At 61.3% G+C, this 16,829-nt stretch carries 16 protein-coding genes; 8 read left to right on the plus strand and 8 right to left on the minus strand.

Annotated elements, in window-relative coordinates; genetic code table 11:
* The first annotated feature begins 67 nt into the window (after positions 1-67).
* The gene (locus AC07NR_RS20870) at positions 68-1,909 is read left to right on the plus strand and encodes a potassium transporter Kup (protein ID WP_423205468.1); all 1,842 of its coding nucleotides are present in this window, start codon (positions 68-70) and stop codon (positions 1,907-1,909) included.
* A gap of 14 nt (positions 1,910-1,923) precedes the next feature.
* Here AC07NR_RS20870 and AC07NR_RS20875 read toward each other — a convergent pair whose 3' ends face one another.
* From AC07NR_RS20875 to AC07NR_RS20900, 6 genes are all read right to left on the minus strand, one after another.
* Positions 1,924-3,273, minus strand: coding sequence for an ATP-binding protein (locus AC07NR_RS20875; protein ID WP_495079349.1), 1,350 nt, complete (start codon positions 3,271-3,273; stop codon positions 1,924-1,926).
* The gene (locus AC07NR_RS20880; RefSeq protein WP_114882371.1) at positions 3,249-3,914 is read right to left on the minus strand and encodes a response regulator; all 666 of its coding nucleotides are present in this window, start codon (positions 3,912-3,914) and stop codon (positions 3,249-3,251) included. The genes AC07NR_RS20875 and AC07NR_RS20880 overlap by 25 nt, the downstream gene beginning before the upstream one ends.
* Positions 3,915-4,001: 87 nt before the next feature.
* On the minus strand, positions 4,002-4,439 hold the full coding sequence (locus AC07NR_RS20885; protein ID WP_495079350.1) for a hypothetical protein: 438 nt from the start codon (positions 4,437-4,439) through the stop codon (positions 4,002-4,004).
* Between the two features lie 28 nt (positions 4,440-4,467).
* Positions 4,468-5,232: a COG4705 family protein gene (locus AC07NR_RS20890; protein WP_114882372.1), complete on the minus strand. Its 765-nt coding sequence runs from the start codon at positions 5,230-5,232 to the stop codon at positions 4,468-4,470.
* A gap of 90 nt (positions 5,233-5,322) precedes the next feature.
* Positions 5,323-6,192, minus strand: coding sequence for an AraC family transcriptional regulator (locus AC07NR_RS20895; protein WP_495079351.1), 870 nt, complete (start codon positions 6,190-6,192; stop codon positions 5,323-5,325).
* A 122-nt stretch (positions 6,193-6,314) separates the two neighbouring features.
* Positions 6,315-8,282 carry an alkyl/aryl-sulfatase gene (locus AC07NR_RS20900; protein ID WP_495079352.1) on the minus strand — a complete coding sequence of 656 codons (1,968 nt, stop codon included), beginning with the start codon at positions 8,280-8,282 and terminating at the stop codon, positions 6,315-6,317.
* Between the two features lie 86 nt (positions 8,283-8,368).
* Between AC07NR_RS20900 and AC07NR_RS20905 the strand changes: the two genes are divergently transcribed.
* Entirely contained in the window at positions 8,369-9,298 is a 930-nt protein-coding gene (locus tag AC07NR_RS20905; RefSeq protein ID WP_495079353.1) for a LysR family transcriptional regulator, read from the plus strand.
* A 104-nt stretch (positions 9,299-9,402) separates the two neighbouring features.
* On the plus strand, positions 9,403-11,601 hold the full coding sequence (locus tag AC07NR_RS20910) for an OsmC domain/YcaO domain-containing protein (RefSeq protein WP_495079354.1): 2,199 nt from the start codon (positions 9,403-9,405) through the stop codon (positions 11,599-11,601).
* A 75-nt stretch (positions 11,602-11,676) separates the two neighbouring features.
* Here AC07NR_RS20910 and AC07NR_RS20915 read toward each other — a convergent pair whose 3' ends face one another.
* Complete coding sequence (locus AC07NR_RS20915; RefSeq protein WP_495079355.1) at positions 11,677-12,045, minus strand: VOC family protein; 369 nt, start codon at positions 12,043-12,045, stop codon at positions 11,677-11,679.
* A 136-nt stretch (positions 12,046-12,181) separates the two neighbouring features.
* Between AC07NR_RS20915 and AC07NR_RS20920 the strand changes: the two genes are divergently transcribed.
* The 5 genes from AC07NR_RS20920 (at position 12,182) to AC07NR_RS20940 (ending at position 15,834) form a co-directional block, all read left to right on the plus strand.
* The gene (locus AC07NR_RS20920) at positions 12,182-12,742 is read left to right on the plus strand and encodes a fasciclin domain-containing protein (RefSeq protein WP_495079356.1); all 561 of its coding nucleotides are present in this window, start codon (positions 12,182-12,184) and stop codon (positions 12,740-12,742) included.
* 136 nt (positions 12,743-12,878) lie between these two features.
* A complete protein-coding gene (locus tag AC07NR_RS20925) occupies positions 12,879-13,334 on the plus strand; it encodes a VOC family protein (protein WP_495079357.1) in 456 nt (151 codons plus the stop codon).
* Between the two features lie 121 nt (positions 13,335-13,455).
* A complete protein-coding gene (gene msrA / locus AC07NR_RS20930; RefSeq protein ID WP_119429189.1) occupies positions 13,456-13,962 on the plus strand; it encodes a peptide-methionine (S)-S-oxide reductase MsrA in 507 nt (168 codons plus the stop codon).
* A 157-nt stretch (positions 13,963-14,119) separates the two neighbouring features.
* Complete coding sequence (locus AC07NR_RS20935) at positions 14,120-14,638, plus strand: MarR family winged helix-turn-helix transcriptional regulator (RefSeq protein WP_495079358.1); 519 nt, start codon at positions 14,120-14,122, stop codon at positions 14,636-14,638.
* A complete protein-coding gene (locus tag AC07NR_RS20940; RefSeq protein ID WP_495079359.1) occupies positions 14,638-15,834 on the plus strand; it encodes an FAD-dependent monooxygenase in 1,197 nt (398 codons plus the stop codon). Before AC07NR_RS20935 ends, AC07NR_RS20940 begins: the two co-directional genes overlap by 1 nt.
* A 67-nt stretch (positions 15,835-15,901) precedes the next feature.
* Here AC07NR_RS20940 and AC07NR_RS20945 read toward each other — a convergent pair whose 3' ends face one another.
* Positions 15,902-16,810 (minus strand): alpha/beta fold hydrolase, encoded by a 909-nt coding sequence (locus AC07NR_RS20945; protein WP_495079360.1) that lies wholly within the window; start codon positions 16,808-16,810, stop codon positions 15,902-15,904.
* Between the last annotated feature and the right edge of the window lie 19 nt (positions 16,811-16,829).

The raw sequence follows: 16,829 nt of genomic DNA on the forward strand, positions 1-16,829 counted from the left end.
CGTTCGAGAGCCGCGACCCTTGAGTAAAACCAACGAAAATTCCCCAACCAAAACCTCGGGCGCAGCCATGCTGGTGGCCGCTGTCGGTGTGGTTTACGGGGATATCGGCACCAGCCCCCTCTACACCCTCAAAGAAGTGTTTTCCGGCCACTACGGCGTGCAGCTCAATCACGACGGTGTGCTGGGCATTCTGTCGCTGGTTTTCTGGTCACTGATCTGGGTGGTGTCGATCAAGTACGTGCTGTTCATCCTGCGGGCCAACAACCAGGGTGAGGGCGGCATCATGGCGCTGACGGCGTTGGCCCGTCGTGCGTCGGCGCCTTACCCGCACTTGAGCAAGGTGCTGGTGTTGCTCGGACTGTTCGGTGCGGCGCTGTTCTACGGCGACAGCATGATCACCCCGGCGATCTCGGTGCTCTCGGCGGTGGAAGGGCTTGAGCTGGCGTTCGACGGCATCGAGCACTGGGTGGTGCCGTTGTCGGTGCTGGTGCTGGTGGCGCTGTTTCTGATCCAGAAACATGGCACCGCGCGGATTGGCATCCTGTTCGGCCCGGTCATGGTGCTGTGGTTCGTGGTGCTGGGCGCGCTCGGGGTCTACGGCATTGTGCAGCGCCCCGAGGTGTTGCAGGCGCTGAACCCGCTCTGGGCGGTGCGCTTCTTTACGGCCCATCCGGGCATGGGTGTGGCGATTCTGGGCGCGGTCGTCCTGTCGCTGACCGGTGCGGAAGCCTTGTACGCCGACATGGGCCACTTCGGTCGCAAACCGATTGCCCGCGCCTGGTTCATGCTGGTCCTGCCCGGTCTGGTCCTGAATTATTTTGGCCAGGGCGCGTTGATCCTCGGCAACCCGGAAGCGGTGCGTAACCCGTTCTATCTGCTGGCCCCGGAATGGGCGCTGCTGCCGATGGTCGCGCTGTCGACGCTGGCGACGATCATTGCTTCGCAAGCGGTGATTTCCGGTGCGTTCTCCCTGACGCGCCAGGCCATCCAGCTGGGCTACGTCCCGCGCATGTTCATCCAGCACACCTCGAGCCAGGAGCAGGGCCAGATCTACATCGGCACGGTCAACTGGGCGTTGATGGTCGGTGTGGTGCTGCTGGTGATCGGTTTCGAATCTTCCAGTGCCCTGGCTGCCGCTTATGGCGTGGCGGTGACGGGCACCATGTTGATCACCACCCTCCTGTCCGCCGCCGTGGTGTTGTTGCTGTGGAAGACGCCGCGCTGGCTGGCGATTCCGATGCTGTTCGGTTTTCTGTTGGTGGACAGCCTGTACTTCGCGGCCAACGCGCCGAAGATTCTGCAGGGCGGTGCGTTCCCGGTGATCGCCGGCATCGGCCTGTTCATCCTGATGACCACCTGGAAGCGCGGACGCAAAATTATCGTCGAGCGACTGGATGAAACCGCGTTGCCGCTGCCGTTGTTCATCAGCAGCATCCGTGCGCAGCCACCTCATCGCGTGCAGGGCACGGCGGTGTTCCTGACGGCGCGGGCCGACGCGGTTCCCCACGCGCTGCTGCACAACCTGTTGCATAACCAGGTGCTGCACGAGCAGGTGGTGCTGTTGACCGTGGTGTCCGAAGACAGCCCGCGAGTGCCGGTGGATCGTCGTTTCGAAGTCGAGTCCTATGGCGACGGCTTCTTCCGGGTCAACCTGCATTTCGGTTTTACCGAGGAACCGGATGTGCCGTTGGCGCTGAGCCTTTGCCACTTGGCCGAACTGGATTTCAGCCCGATGCGCACCACGTATTTCCTGAGCCGTGAAACGGTCATCCCGACCAAGCGCATCGGCATGGCCAAGTGGCGCGAGTATCTGTTCGCGTTCCTGCTCAAGAATGCCAACAGCAACCTGAAGTACTTCAAGCTGCCGTTGAACCGGGTGATCGAACTGGGGACGCAGGTCGAAATGTAAGGATGGGAAGCGGCTCAGGGTTGCTCGATGCTCACGGTGACACACAGACCGCTGCGCTCGATGACGTCGGTAAACCCCAGATCAACCTTGAGCCCCGTGCGATCGGCAATCGCCTTGACGATGGACAGACCCAGTCCCGAGCCCGACTCATCGGTGCCCAGGCTGCGGTAGAACGGGTCGAAGACGCGCGCCTGTTCTTCCACGGCAATCCCGGGGCCGGTGTCGCTGACTTGCAGGACGACCGCCGCTTGCTCGCGCTTGACCGAGAGGTCGATGCGTCCGCCGGGCGGGGTGTAGCGGATGGCGTTGTCCACCAGGTTGCGGACCAGGATCAGCAGGTCGGTTTCGTTGATGTTGACCTGCACGTCCTCGCTGCTCTCGACGCCGATATCGATATTCTTGCGGTCCGCCAGTGGCAACAGGTCTTCCAGAATCCGTCGGTAAATGTGCAGAACGGAAACGTGAGTCGGCACTGCATTTGAGCTCGACTGCGCGGCAGCCAGGCTCAGCAATTGATCGATCAGGTTCCGGCTGCGCTCTATGCCTCGGGACAACGGCAGCAGGCGTTCGCGGGCGGCGGCCGGCATTTCCGTGGCGGCCAGTCGTTCGGCTTGCAGGGACAGGGCAGTCATCGGCGAGCGCAGTTCATGGGCGGCATCGGCGACGAAACGCCGCTGGTTGTCCACGGACTGGGCGACGCGACCGAGCAGGCGGTTGATGGCCACCACAAACGGCCGGATCTCGCTTGGCACATGGCTTGCGTCCACCGGGTGCAGGGCCTGTTCGTCACGCTGGTCGATATCGGCCGAGAGCGTGGCGATGGGGCGGAACATCTTGCGCACCAGATCGCCCACCACCAGCAACAGCACCGGAAACAGAATCAGAAACGGCAACAGGCTGCGCCAGGCGCTTTCGCGGGCCTCCTTGTCGCGCACGCCGGTTTCCTGGGCGACGACGATGCGCTCGCCACGGGCGGTGGTTCTCACCAGTACGCGGAAGTCTTCACCCGTCACTTTCAAGGTCGACAGGCCATCGGACAGGGTCGTGTGGAAGGGCAGTGGCAGCAGGGCGTCGTCGTTGCCGACCGCTTGGCTGCCGTCGGCCAGGTACTGCACGATGACCCGGGACTCTTCGTTGTCGTCGTCCACGGCCTGAGCGGCGGGGTAGTGCAGGGTCATTTGCTGGCGGTCGTAGAGGGCCGCCACCTGACGCAAGGTTTCATCCTGCATTTCGTGGGCTTCGTCCAGCGCCGAAACGAACGCAAACGCCGCGGCCAGCAGTGCAACGAGCAGAATCGCCAGCGACAGGGTGACCGACAGCCGCAGCTGCACCGAATCCCTCAGGCGCCTTTTGAAACCATCCATCCCATTCCCCTGACGTTCTTGATGACGTGACTGCCGAGTTTGCGGCGCAGGGCGTGAATCAGAAACTCCACCGCGTTGCTTTCCACTTCATTGCCCCAGCCATAGAGCCGGTCTTCCAGTTCACTGCGCGAAAGGATTGCCCCGGGCCGGATCAACAGGGCCTGCAACAGGGCGAATTCGCGGCTGGACAATTGCACGTCCGGGTTGTCGGCGGTCGTGGCTTGCTTGGAGACCAGATCGAGAGACACCACGCCGTTGTCGAGCAAGGACAACGCAGTCCCGCCCTTGCGCCGCAGTACCGCGCGCATCCGCGCCAGCAACTCGGCCATGTCGAAGGGCTTGAGCAGGTAATCGTCAGCACCACCATCGAGACCGCGCAGGCGATCGTCGAGACCGTCCCGGGCGGTGATGATCAGCAACGGCACCGGGTTATTGCGAGCGCGAATGCTGTCGAGCACGTCCAGTCCGTCCTTGCCGGGCAGGCCGAGGTCCAGCAGCACCAGGTCGTAGTGCTGGGTGTCCAGGGTGGCCAGTGCGGTGAGGCCGTTTTTCACCCAGTCGGTGGCGTAGCTGGCGTCGTTCAGCGCGCCCTGGATGGCATCGCCGATCATCGGGTCGTCTTCCACCAGTAATATCCGCATGACCCGCTCTCCAAAAAAAATAGCGCGACGGGCAGGGCCGTCGCGCTTGTATTGAAGCATCTGTGCAAGGGTTTGTCCGGCCCCGGATCAGGCGTTGCCCTTCAGCGAGTCGAAGGCCTTGAGCAACTCGTCCATCCGCGCCTTGCAGTCTTTCTGTTGCGGGGTGCTGGCGCGCAAGGTGTCGAGCGAGCGGTCGATGGCCTTGTCCAGCATGTGCCAGTCGCCGGCGGCACGGGGTTTGATTCCGGCCTCGGCCGAGTCCCAGGCGGTTTCCAGATCCTTGATCCGGGCCTTGGCGCCGGGCAGATCGTTTTTATCGACCAGGGCAGCAACGTCGGCCGCGATGTTGCGGAACTCGGACAGATCCCCCAGTTTGGAGGCGGCCTGGCCTTGTGTGCTGACGGCTCCTGCAGCGGCGTTTGCAGCCGGTTTGTCCGCCGGTTTCGAGCAGCCGGCAGCAATGCTCAGCAGGCAGATGGACGAGACGATGGCAACGTGACGAATGATGTTTTGAATCTGGCGCATGATGATTCCTTGATGAAAGTCTGAAGGTTTACTGAGTGATTGCTTTGCGATTGCCGACGCTGATCTGCGCAACGGTGACCAGCAGGACGATGACGCACAGAAAGATCGCGCTGGTCCAGGTCGCGCCCATGCCGAGGCCGCCGTAGGTCTTGGCCTGGGTCAGCAAGTCGCCGAGGGAGGCGCCGAAGGGGCGGGTCAGGATGTAGGCGATCCAGAACGTCAGCACGGTATTGGCACCCAGACGCCAGGCGATCAGGGTGGCCGCGATCAACGCGCCGAAGATCACTGCGCCGACGGTGAAGCCCAGGCCCAGTGCTTCAGTGGCCAGGTCACCGGCGGCGGTGCCGAGGGCAAAGGTGCAGAGCACCGTGGCCCAATAGAACAGCTCCCGGCGCGGGGTGACGATTTCGCGGATCGACAGGCTGCGCTCGGTCCGGTACCAGATCAGGAAATTCACCACCAGCAACACGGAGAACACCGCCGTGCTGGTGTAGAGGCTGACGTCCAGCATGTCGGTCAGGATGTCGGTGATCTGCGTGCCGACGATGCTCACCAGCACCACGGTCAGCCAGTAGATCCAGGGCGTGTAGGCCTTGGTACGCATTTGGGTGAACAGCGCGATGGCCAGCAGCGCGGCCATGCCGAGGCTGGTCGGGCCGGCGCCGAAACCGGCGTCGACGGCCAGAAAGTCGGCCCCGGTTTCACCCACGGTCGTGGACAGGATCTTGATCACCCAGAAGGACAGCGTCACTTCGGGCACTTTGTTGAGCCAGTCGGCTATGGCGGGTTTCATGGGTGGATGGCCTCTCCTGAGCAGCGCTGAATGTGCGCAGGAGAGAAGGTATCCAGTGAAACTTAGCTGAGCCTGAGGGGCAGGCGATTGTCAGCGCAGCGGCACGTAAATATCCGTTTGCCACTGCTCCTGCGGGGTCTCGGGGCTGATGCTCAAGTACTCGAAAAACAGCGGGTGATCGCGCAATTCTTCTCCGCTGGCGGGCAGCCAGTCGCGGTAGACCGGGTAGATGGTTTCACCGATGTGATCGGTTGAACCTGTGTGACGCACCACCGCGCAGCGGCCGGCCGGAATGCTCAGCTCGCGGACGTTGAATTCATTCGGCGCCACCGCTTCACGGATTTCGCCACAGATCGCGAAATGGAAGTCCTCCGGCGGCGTCGTGTCAGGGTTGCCGTAAGGAATCCCAAAGGTGCGGCTCGATGCCACCGGCGATTGCCCGCTCTGCTGGCGCCACTGAATGAAGCGTTGCACGCTCTGATTGACAAGGCCTGGCGGCCCACGGTGATCGAGCGCAGCGACCTGAACTCCGGGGAAGTCGACGATTCGTACCTGCATGGCAATGCTCCTTGAAAAGTGAGGTATGGCGAAGACCGTGTGCCAGACGCTCCAGTCCGGAGCCTTGCGAAATGCCGCCGGCGAAGTGCCGAAGGCTCGCTTGAATGCCCTGGAGAACGCTTCGGGACTTTCGAACCCCGCGTCGAGCGTGGCTTCCATCACCGAATGGTCGGGCAGGGTGCTCAAACGGTGCGCGGCACGGCGCAGGCGCATCAACTGCACATAGCGCGAGACAGGCACGCCGACGTAACCCGTGAACTGCCGGTGAAAGTGGAACTCGGAAAAGTTCGCCACCTGGCTCAGCGTTTTCACCGACAGATCGCCCTCAAGATTGGCGTCGATGTAGGCGAGTACGACGGTGAAGCGCTTTGCGTAGGCAGTTTGCGTCGGTGCGTCTGGCACGGAGTGAAGCTCCTGGAGTAACGGTCGGCCCTAGAATCGTCGAAAGCGGCGTACAGATACCTAGCCGGACTTGCTCAGGGTTTGACCTCTTCAGGCATTACATCCGAACGACCCTGCACGAATCAATCGCGCGCCTGAGCGACGATTGCAAAGTTGCCCGGAGCTTTCTCCAGCAATCCGAGGAATCTCACCAGATCCACCGTGCTGCCATCGACCTTCAGGTCTTTGGACGTGAGCGCGTCCTTGAACCCCGCCGTGCCGCCCAGCAGTTGCACGAAAAGATCCTTGGTGACGCTCAACGTGGCGTTGGCATTGCTGGCCGGTGCGCCCCGGCGATAGTGCAGCACGGCGTTCTCGATCCACAGCACGAACGATTCCTTCGTATCGGTCAGTTGCAGGTTGAAGGCCCAGTTCTTGCCGTCCGCCGCCGGGCCGTCGAGGCTGGCGGCCATGGCTTCGAGGAAGCGTTCGGTGGGCGTCTGCTTCATCAGCTCGATGAGATCCGAGCGGCGCACGCCTTTTTCCGGCGGGCCGTTGCGCAGTTCCTGGGCGGCGGTCAGGTAGCTGTTGCGCCAGGTCGCCGATTCCGACTGATAGCCCAGCTGTTCATAGGCCCGGGCCAGCAGTTCCTTGGCGGCCTTGTCGCCGGGTTGGTCGAGGACGGCTTGATCCAGCAGCTCGGCGGCCCAGCGGTATTCGCCTTTGTCATAGGCCACGCGTGCAGCCTCGACCACTTTGGTGCTGCCGCCCATCAACTCGACGTAGCGTCTGGCGGACTCTCTGGGAGGCAGCGGATTCAGATGTGCCGGGTTGCCATCGTAGGCGCCGAGGTACATCTGGTAGATCGCCTTGACGTTGTGTCGCACGTCGCCGTAATAGCCGCGGGTGCCGAAGTAGGAGGCCAGTGAGTCGGGCAACTGGATTTTCTCGGCGATCTCGTCGGGTGTGTAGCCGGCGTTCATCAGGCGCACGGTCTGGTCGTGCATGTACTTGTAGACGTCGCGGTGCTTGGTGATGAATTCGCGGATGCGCTCATTGCCCCAGACCGGCCAGTTATGCTGGCCGAAATAGACTTCGGTGTCGCCCAGTTCATCAAGGGCAGCCTGGGCGTAGTCGGACCAGAGCAACGCGTCGCGGACCTTGGCGCCACGGATCGGCAACAGATTGTGCATGGTCTGCGCCAGCAGCTCGGCACCGCCGTAGGCCTTGCGTTCGGGGATGGAAAAGGTCAGCTCGGCCGGGGCCTCAGCGCCGGGAATGTTGTGGAACACGAAGGTCACGCCGTCGATCACAAGTTCCTGCGTCGGCTGATCGATGATTTGCGTCGGCGGCAGAATGCCGATGCTGCCGTAGGCGACGTTTTTGCCCAGCCCGGTATCCACCATGCCGGTGGCGCCCGGCGTCAGGTTCTTGCCGAACTGATACATCGAACGGCGCGACATCGCAGGCCCCGCCAACACGTTTTCGCTGGTGGCTTCCTCCATGAAACCGACAGGCGCCACCACGGGAATCTTGCGCTCGGCCACTTCCGCGACCGAGGTAATGCCCAGTACACCGCCGAAGTGGTCGGCGTGGTCATGGGTGAAGATGATGGCGGTCACGGGTTTGTCGCCCAGTTGCTCGCGGGCAAAGGCCAGGGCAGCGGCGGCGGTTTCCTTCGAAGTCAGCGGGTCGACCACGATCCACCCGGTCTGGCCCTCGATCAGCGTCATGTTGGCGATGTCGAAGCCGCGCAACTGGTAGATGCCGTCAGTGACTTTGAACAGGCCGATCTGGGCATTCAGCATCGCATGGCGCCAAAGGCTTGGATTGACGGTCGCGGGAGCCTTGCCTTCGACGAATCTGAACGCATCGAAATCGATCAGCACAGAACCGTCGGAGCCGAGGATCTGGCCTGTCGGACGGGCGATAAGACCGCGCTGGGCGTCCTCCATGTCCCGAGTGTCGTTGAGGTCCAGGCCCTTGATCGAGGCTTCTATCACCGCCGCAGTGGCGGACGTCGCTTCACCGCTGGCAACGCTGGGCGGTTTGTCACAGCCGGCGAGGGAAACCAGCGTCAGGGCGATCAGTGTGTGAAAGGTCGGTCTCATTCTTGTTGTTCTCCGAGGATCAATTCATCAGAGAGTAGGGAGGTGGGTGCGATGTATCCAATGCATTGTTTACATCCGGATAATGCGTGGCTAGCATCGGCGACATGGACCTCAAACGACTGACACACCTGCTGGCCCTTGCCGATGAGCGCCATTTCGGCCGCGCTGCCGAACGCGTACACCTCAGCCAGCCGGCCCTGAGCCGCAGCATCCAGGCGCTCGAAAGCGAAACCGGACAGCGCCTGTTCGACCGGGACAGTGGCGACGTGCGCCCGACGCCAGCGGGGGAGTTTCTGATCGAGCGGGCCCGGCGTCTGCTGTTCGATGCACGCTCGCTGGAACGAGATCTGGCGCTTTACGGCGATGGCCGGCTCGGCAACCTCGCGTTCGGCGTCGGGCCGTTTCCGGCGGCGATGTTGATGCACCAAGTGGTGCCTCGGTTGCGTCGGGAATATCCGCAAGTCACCCTGCGGGTCGAGATCAATAACTGGCAGATTCTTGAAGCCCGGTTGCGGGACGAAGCGATCGAATTCTTCGTCGCGGACATTCGCAATTTCTCGGCCGACACCGATCTGCTGATCCGCCCGCTGGGTCAGGCCTCGGCGGGGTTCTTCGTCCGGCCACAGCACCCGTTGGCCGGGCGCGCGGTGACGATGAGAGACCTGGAAAAGTACGGCATCGCCACGACGCGCCTGCCGGCCGTGGTAAAGGAAGAAACTGCACATACCCTGGGCATTTCCACGCGCCAGGCCTTGCCGCTTGCGTTGGAGTGCGACGATGTGGCGCTGCTCAGGACGGTGGCCTGTTCGACCGATACCATCCTCGGCGTGATTCACGGCGCCGTGGCGGAAAACCTGCACAGCGGCAACCTGATCGAATTGCAGGTCGTGGACCGGCCCGGATTGCACTCCGAAATCGGTGTCGTCAGCCTGCCCAACAGAAGCCTGTCACCGACCGCACGCTGCGTGATCGACGCCATCGTCGCCGAGATGGCGCAGCGCAACGTCTCGACCTGACCGGCGCTCCGGTCGGCGGCCAAAACGCCAAAGCACAAGACTTCCCGCTCAAAAACCGGATAATGGCGGCCATTCTGTTCAGCTCGCTATTCTGGTAGTCCCCCATGGAAATCAAGGTCAACTTTCTCGACAACCTTCGACTTGAAGCCAAGTTCGACGACTTCACGGTGGTGGCCGACCAACCGATCCGCTACAAGGGCGATGGTTCGGCACCGGGGCCGTTCGACTACTTCCTGGCTTCGTCGGCGCTGTGTGCGGCGTACTTCGTGAAGCTGTATTGCGAAACCCGCAATATCCCGACCGATAACATCCGCCTGTCGCAGAACAACATCGTTGACCCGGAGAACCGCTACAACCAGATCTTCAAGATTCAGGTCGAGCTGCCGGCAGACATCTCCGACAAGGACCGCCAGGGCATCCTGCGCTCCATCGACCGCTGCACCGTGAAGAAGGTGGTGCAGGCCGGCCCCGAGTTCGTCATTGAAGAAGTGGAAAACCTCGACGCCGACGCCCAGGCCTTGCTGATGCCGGGCGCGAACTCCAGCGCCAGCACCTACATTCCGGGCAAGGACCTGCCGCTTGAGCAGACCATCGCCAACATGTCGGGCATCCTCGCCGACCTCGGCATGAAGATCGAAATCGCCTCGTGGCGCAACATCGTGCCCAACGTGTGGTCGCTGCACATTCGCGACGCGCACTCGCCGATGTGCTTCACCAACGGCAAGGGCTCGACCAAGGAAGGCGCGCTGGCGTCGGCGCTGGGCGAGTTCATCGAGCGCCTGAACTGCAACTTCTTCTACAACGATCAGTTCTGGGGTCTGGACCTGGCCGATGCGCCGTTCGTGCACTACCCGGACGAGCGCTGGTTCAAGCCGGGCAGCAACGACGAGCTGCCGAGCGAGATCCTCGACCCGTACTGCCTGAAGATCTACAACCGCGACGGCGAGCTGCGCGGTTCGCACCTGATCGACACCAACTCCGGCAACGAAGAGCGCGGCATCGTTTCGCTGCCGTTCGTGCGTCAGTCGGACGGCGAGGTTGTGTACTTCCCGTCGAACCTGATCGAAAACCTGTACCTGAGCAACGGCATGAGCGCCGGCAACACCCTGGCCGAAGCCCAGGTGCAGTGCCTGTCGGAAATCTTCGAGCGTGCGGTGAAACGCGAAATCATCGAAGGCGAATTTGCCCTGCCGGATGTGCCGCAGGAAGTGCTGGCCAAGTACCCGGCGATCATGGCCGGCATTCAAGGCCTGGAAGCCCAGGGCTTCCCGGTGCTGGTGAAGGATGCGTCGCTGGGCGGTGAATTCCCGGTGATGTGCGTTACGCTGATGAACCCGCGAACCGGCGGTGTGTTCGCCTCGTTTGGCGCACACCCGAGCTTCGAAGTGGCGCTGGAGCGCAGCCTGACCGAACTGCTGCAGGGCCGCAGCTTCGAAGGCCTGAACGATCTGCCGCAGCCGACCTTCGAAGCTCAGGCGGTCACCGAACCGAACAACTTCGTCGAGCACTTCATCGACTCCAGCGGCGTGGTGTCGTGGCGCTTCTTCAGCGCGCAGGCAGAGTACGAGTTCGTGGAATGGGACTTCACCGGCGAGGGGGAAAACTCCAACGTCGAGGAGGCCGAAACCCTGTTCAGTATTCTCAAGGGTATGGGCAAGGAAGCGTACATGGCGGTCTACGAGCACATCGGCGCCACTGCTTGCCGCATCCTGGTGCCGGATTACTCGGAAATCTACCCGGTGGACGACCTGATCTGGGACAACACCAACAAGGCGCTGTTCTTCCGCGAAGACATCCTCAACCTGCATCGCTTGAACGAAGACGAACTCCAGTCACTGGTCGAGCGTCTGGTGGAAAGCGAACTGGACGACTACACCGACATCACCACGCTGATCGGCATCGAGTTCGACGACAACACCGTGTGGGGTCAACTGACGATTCTGGAACTGAAACTGCTGATCTGGCTCGCCCTGGGACAAATCGAGGAAGCGAAAGAAGCGGTGGAAATGTTCCTCCAGTACAACGACAACACCGTCGAGCGCGGTCTGTTCTATCAGGCCGTCAACGGGGTGCTGGAGATGCAGCTGGACGAAGACCTGGAGCTGGCCGACTACGAAGTTAACTTCCGCCGCATGTTCGGCAACGAGCGGATGGACGCGGCGATCGGCTCGGTGGACGGCAGCGTTCGCTTCTACGGCTTGACGCCGACCAGCATGAAGCTCGAAGGCCTCGACCGCCATCTGCGACTGATCGACAGCTACAAGAAACTGCACGCGGCCCGGGCCAGCGTGAAGACTTCGTAACGCTGACAGCCGCGACAAAAAAAGCACCTTCGGGTGCTTTTTTGTTGTCGGGTGGTGGGGCGGTCGTCGACTCTGTTACGGGCGAGCCGGTTCCTGGTTCGTCCAGACGGCCAGTTCATAGCCATCCGGATCAATGAAGTGGAATCGGCGGCCACCGGGGAAGGAAAAGGTCGCGCGGGTGATCACCGCGCCCAGCGTTTTAAGTCGCTGCTGCGCGGCTTCGAGATCTTCCGCGTACAGAATGATCAGCGGGCCACCCGGGCGAACGGGTTCTCCCGTAGTGAAGCCTCCGGTAAGCCTGCCATCGCTGAACTCGGTATAGGTCGGGCCGTAGTCAACGAATGTCCAGCCGAACGCATCACCGTAGAGCGCCTTGCTGCGGGCAATGTCGCCAACGTTGAACTCGATGTTGTCGATCTGCCGATCTTTACCACGAACACTCATGGTGGCCTCCTTGGCTGATTTTAAAAATCGATCATAGACGAATAAAAATACTTGCACCGTGATGCATCCGATTGCGCGTCTGCTCCGTAAATTCATCACCCTCATTCGAAGGGTCGAAGAATTCAGGAGACACACCATGCACTCGCTCATCAAACGCATTGCCATCGCCTGCTTCACATTGCTCTGCCTTGGCACGGGATCGAGCTTTGCCGCCGATACCGTGATGGTCGGCGGTGCGGCCATGTACCCGAACAAGACCATCGTCGAAAACGCCGTCAGCTCGAAGGACCACACCACGCTCGTTGCAGCGGTCAAGGCGGCGGGGCTGGTCGACACCCTCAACAGCAAGGGGCCGTTCACCGTCTTCGCTCCCACCAATGAAGCCTTCGCCAAATTGCCCGCCGGCACCGTCGATACGCTCGTCAAACCGGAGCACAAGGCCGACCTGACGACGATCCTCACCTATCACGTCGTAGCCGGCACTCACACGGCAAAACAGCTGATGGATGACGCCAAAATGCACGGCGGCAAAGTCATGCTCAAAACCGTTCAGGGCGAATCCCTGACCGTCATGCTGCACGACGGCAAATTGTGGGTGGTGGACGCCAAAGGCGGGAAGGCAGCGATCACCATTGCGGACGTGATGCAGTCCAATGGTGTGATTCATGTAGTGGATACGGTGCTGATGCCGAAGTAGTCTTTTTAATGGGGACAGATTTATTTTTTAAATAAATCTGTCCCCATTTTCACCTGTCCCCATTTTCACCAACAGAAAAGCACCTTCGGGTGCTCTTTTGTTTTTAAGATGGGCGCCTGTCAGAAGGAGCGATGCAATGGATCTGAAGTTCAGTCACGTCGACGTATTGGTCAATAACCTTGAGGAAGCCTGCGCCTACTATGCGCAGATCCTGCAAGCCAGAATCTCCCGGACCCTCGTCTGGGAACGGGGTGGCCTGCACGTTCGCTACGCGGTTGCGCTGATCGGCCAGGAACGTTTCATGCTGGTCCAGCCGTTGGCGGGCAATCTCAAGGAACTGCTGGATTCGTCGGGGGAGGGGATGATCTATCGTCACTGCTATTCGACACCGGACATCGAGAAGGCCTACGACGAACTGGTGATCGCCGGTGTGCAGCCAGAAGACGAAAACGGCCAGCCACTGGAACGCGCCAACCTGCAATCACCGTCCGGGACACGCATCATCTGGCTGCCCAAGCGCTTCGGGCATTTTTCTATCGAGATTCTGGAAGAACAGGCGCTGGAAGCGTTCATCGAATCTGCGTTTGCCTGATTCTTTAATGGGGACAGATTTATTTTTAAAATAAATCTGTCCCCATTTGAGGTCTTGGAATTGGCCAGTGTGCCCTCATAACAAGGGTCACCTCCAACATCCCCAAGGGGAAGGACAGACCATGACCAGCCAAACCGAAACTGCCATCCTTGCCGGCGGCTGCTTCTGGGGCATGCAGGACCTGCTGCGGCGCTACCCCGGTGTCCTGAAGACGCGCGTCGGTTACACCGGCGGCGATGTGCCGAATGCCACCTACCGCAATCATGGTAACCACGCCGAGGCCATCGAAATCGTCTTCGACCCTGCCGTTATCAGTTATCGGCAGATCCTCGAGTTCTTCTTTCAGATACACGACCCGACCACGCCCAACCGTCAGGGCAATGACCGCGGTCCCAGCTATCGCTCGGCGATCTATTACCTCAGCGAACAGCAACGCGACGTCGCCGAAGACACCGCAGCCGATGTCGACGCTTCACGCCTGTGGCCTGGACGCGTGGTGACCGAAATCGAACCGGCCGGGCCGTTCTGGGAAGCGGAGCCGGAGCACCAGGATTACCTGGAGCGCATTCCGAATGGCTACACCTGTCACTTCATTCGCCCGAACTGGAAGCTTCCGAAGCGCGCCTGAGGCTCGGTAGTGTCAATGTGAAAGAGGGGAGCCGGTCTGTTTTCTGAAAAACGGACCGGTTCCCTTTTTTTGCCTTCAGTCTAGAAAGGTAGCTAAGCAAGTTAGCTATATGTTAGTTTCGCGTCCTCATCACGAACCGCCTGGATTGACCTTACCCATGACGTCGCCTTCATCACTGCCCGATCCATCCGAAGATCCCCGCAACCTGCAGATCGCCAGTGATGTCGTCGGCCAGCAGTTGCAACAGATCGCCATCCTCACCCGCAAGGCTGCCAGCCATCTGGGCGCGGTTCTGGGCATCAATCAGACCGATGTCGCGGCGCTGGAGCATCTGATCGCGGATGGACCTCTGCCGCCGACCGAACTCGCGGTACGGCTCTCAGTGACCACAGCGGGCATCACGCAGGTCATCGATCGACTGGAACGCGCCGGGCATGTGGTCCGCGAGCGGCAGCTCAATGACAAGCGTCGGGTGCTGGTGTGTCCGGTTCCGGAATCGGTGGCGCAGGCCTATCGGCATATCGCGCCGATGCTCAATGGCCTGAGCGCCGTGCTAGGAGCCCTCGATGGCGAGGATCGCGCCGTGGTTGAAGCCTTCCTGGGGCAAGTGATCGAGGTCTATCGCACCACGTTGCCGGGCAGCGCTGTGGCCACCTCTGAAAACCGGGACGCGTGATGAATCCCAAAAAAGTACTGGTGACCGGCGCAAGCATCGCCGGACCTGCGTTGGCGTATTGGCTGTCCCGGCAGGGCATGGACGTCACGGTGGTGGAGAGGGCGCCTGCGTTTCGTGATGGCGGACAGACGATCGACGTGCGGGGCGCCGGGCGTGAGGTCGTCCGGCGCATGGGCCTGGAAGATTTGATTCGGGCGAACACGACTCAGGAACAGGGCATCGCCTTCGTTGACCGGAACAACCGGACCAAGGCGTTTCTGGGTGTCGATACGTTCGACGGGGAGGGACCGATTGCCGAACTGGAGATCCTGCGGGGCGAACTCGCCAAACTGCTGATCCGGCACAGTCAGAGTCGGGTGACGTACCGATTCGGCGACAGCGTTGCAGCCATGGACGACGATGGTGAGCAGGTGCATGTGCGTTTCGAGCAGGGCGACGAGCAGGTTTACGATCTGGTGATCGTGGCTGAAGGGATTGGTTCGACGACCCGCAACCGGGTGTTCGGCAACGAGGTCCAGCGTCGTCCCCTCAATCTGTATACGGCCTATTTCACTGTTCCTCGACAGCCGAGCGATGGCGAGGTCATGCGTTGGCATAACCTTCCGGGTGGCCGCTGTGTCTGCTTGCGGCCGGACAATCTGGGCACCACCCGCGCGTTTTTGTCTTTCCAGCAGGCGCCGTGCGGTTACGAAAAGCTCGCGCAGGACGAACAGAAGTCCTTGCTCAGGCAACTCTTCGCCGACGCCGGTTGGGAGACACCTCGCGTGCTGGCTGCGTTGGAAGATGCCACCGATCTTTATCTGGACGCAGTGGGGCAGGTCAAAATGTCCCGCTGGTCCAAGGGGCGCATCGCGTTGGTCGGGGACGCGGCTTATTGCGCGTCGCCCATCAGCGGCATGGGCACCAGCCTGGGCCTGTGCGGCGCCTATGTGCTGGCCGGTGAACTGGGGCGTCATGCCGACCATGCCCAGGCGTTCACGGCTTATGAAAAACGGATGCGGCCCTTCGTCGCCCAGGCGCAAAGCGTGCCCGGCTTCGCCCCCAGACTGGCCTCGCCGCATTCGCGCCTTGGCATCGCCCTTGGCCACGCGGTGTTGAGACTGGCGAGTGCGCCGGGGTTCAAGCGCCTGTTCGGGAAAATCCTTTCGCCGAAGGCCGATGCTATCGAGTTGCCGGAGTATGGCGAGCGGCAGTGATTCAATGCAGATTCAATGGGGACAGATTTATTTTTCAAAAAATAAATCTGTCCCCATTTTATTAACATCAGCGGGTCATAAAGCTACGAATCGCCTGCGTGGTTTCCCCCGGCGCTTCTTCCATCAGCCAATGGCCCGCGCCGGCGATCACCACTTCGGTGACATTGTCGGCGGCGTTGCGCATCACGATGGCTTCGTTGTTGCCGAAGGATTTCTCGCCACCGACCGCCAGGACCGGCATCGTCAGTTTGTTCTTTGACGACGCTTCGTTGTCCACCGCGTCCTGGCGAATGGCGCGGAACTGAGCGAAGGCCGCGTACATCGCACCGGGGCGGGCGTAGAGTCTGGCGTAGTGCTGGCGCGTGGCTTCGTCGACTTTTTTCGGGTCGCCGGCGAACTCGTTCCAGAACCGATCCAGATAAATGCGCTCGCGGCCGGCGACCAGCCGCTCCATGTCCGCGCCTCCAAAATCGAAGTGCCAGAGCATCGGCGAACGCACGATGTCATTCCACGGCGCAATGCCCGGAACTGGCGCATCCATCACTACCAGGCGATCGGTCTGTTGTGGATACCGCGAGGCATAGGCGAAGGCGACCATGGTGCCGATGTCGTGACCGATGACGACCGAATGTTCGATGCCCAGCGAGGCGAGCACGGCGCGGATGTCTCCCGCCTGTGTCTTCTTGTCATAGCCACTGTCGGGAATCGACGACAACCCCATGCCGCGCAGATCAGGGATGACCACGGTGTGATCCTTCGCCAGATCCGTGGCGAGCGGCCCCCACATGTCCCCGGTATCACCAAAACCATGCAACAGCACCACGGCCGGGCCCTTGCCGCCGATGCGCGTGTGGATCTTCGCGCCGTCCACGGTAATGTCTTGCGTGCGGAAAGTCGCGGGGAAGGGTTTCACATCGGCATGGGCCGGAACACTCAGGGCCACCAATAAGGAGGCGGTCAGCAGGGCACGGATCATCACGGTGACTCCAGAGGGG

Source organism: Pseudomonas sp. GW821-FHT09C09 (assembly GCF_059418105.1).

What these genes read in the sequence shown, in the direction of transcription:
- AC07NR_RS20915 (WP_495079355.1), bottom strand. Translation starts at nt 12,045, where the DNA reads ATGAGTGTTCGTGGTAAAGATCGGCAGATCGACAACATCGAGTTCAAC.
- AC07NR_RS20945 (WP_495079360.1), bottom strand. Translation starts at nt 16,810, where the DNA reads ATGATCCGTGCCCTGCTGACCGCCTCCTTATTGGTGGCCCTGAGTGTT.
- AC07NR_RS20900 (WP_495079352.1), bottom strand. Translation starts at nt 8,282, where the DNA reads ATGAGACCGACCTTTCACACACTGATCGCCCTGACGCTGGTTTCCCTC.
- AC07NR_RS20890 (WP_114882372.1), bottom strand. Translation starts at nt 5,232, where the DNA reads ATGAAACCCGCCATAGCCGACTGGCTCAACAAAGTGCCCGAAGTGACG.
- AC07NR_RS20940 (WP_495079359.1), top strand. Translation starts at nt 14,638, where the DNA reads ATGAATCCCAAAAAAGTACTGGTGACCGGCGCAAGCATCGCCGGACCT.
- AC07NR_RS20935 (WP_495079358.1), top strand. Translation starts at nt 14,120, where the DNA reads ATGACGTCGCCTTCATCACTGCCCGATCCATCCGAAGATCCCCGCAAC.
- AC07NR_RS20925 (WP_495079357.1), top strand. Translation starts at nt 12,879, where the DNA reads ATGGATCTGAAGTTCAGTCACGTCGACGTATTGGTCAATAACCTTGAG.
- AC07NR_RS20875 (WP_495079349.1), bottom strand. Translation starts at nt 3,273, where the DNA reads ATGGATGGTTTCAAAAGGCGCCTGAGGGATTCGGTGCAGCTGCGGCTG.
- msrA (WP_119429189.1), top strand. Translation starts at nt 13,456, where the DNA reads ATGACCAGCCAAACCGAAACTGCCATCCTTGCCGGCGGCTGCTTCTGG.
- AC07NR_RS20920 (WP_495079356.1), top strand. Translation starts at nt 12,182, where the DNA reads ATGCACTCGCTCATCAAACGCATTGCCATCGCCTGCTTCACATTGCTC.
- AC07NR_RS20885 (WP_495079350.1), bottom strand. Translation starts at nt 4,439, where the DNA reads ATGCGCCAGATTCAAAACATCATTCGTCACGTTGCCATCGTCTCGTCC.
- AC07NR_RS20910 (WP_495079354.1), top strand. Translation starts at nt 9,403, where the DNA reads ATGGAAATCAAGGTCAACTTTCTCGACAACCTTCGACTTGAAGCCAAG.
- AC07NR_RS20870 (WP_423205468.1), top strand. Translation starts at nt 68, where the DNA reads ATGCTGGTGGCCGCTGTCGGTGTGGTTTACGGGGATATCGGCACCAGC.
- AC07NR_RS20880 (WP_114882371.1), bottom strand. Translation starts at nt 3,914, where the DNA reads ATGCGGATATTACTGGTGGAAGACGACCCGATGATCGGCGATGCCATC.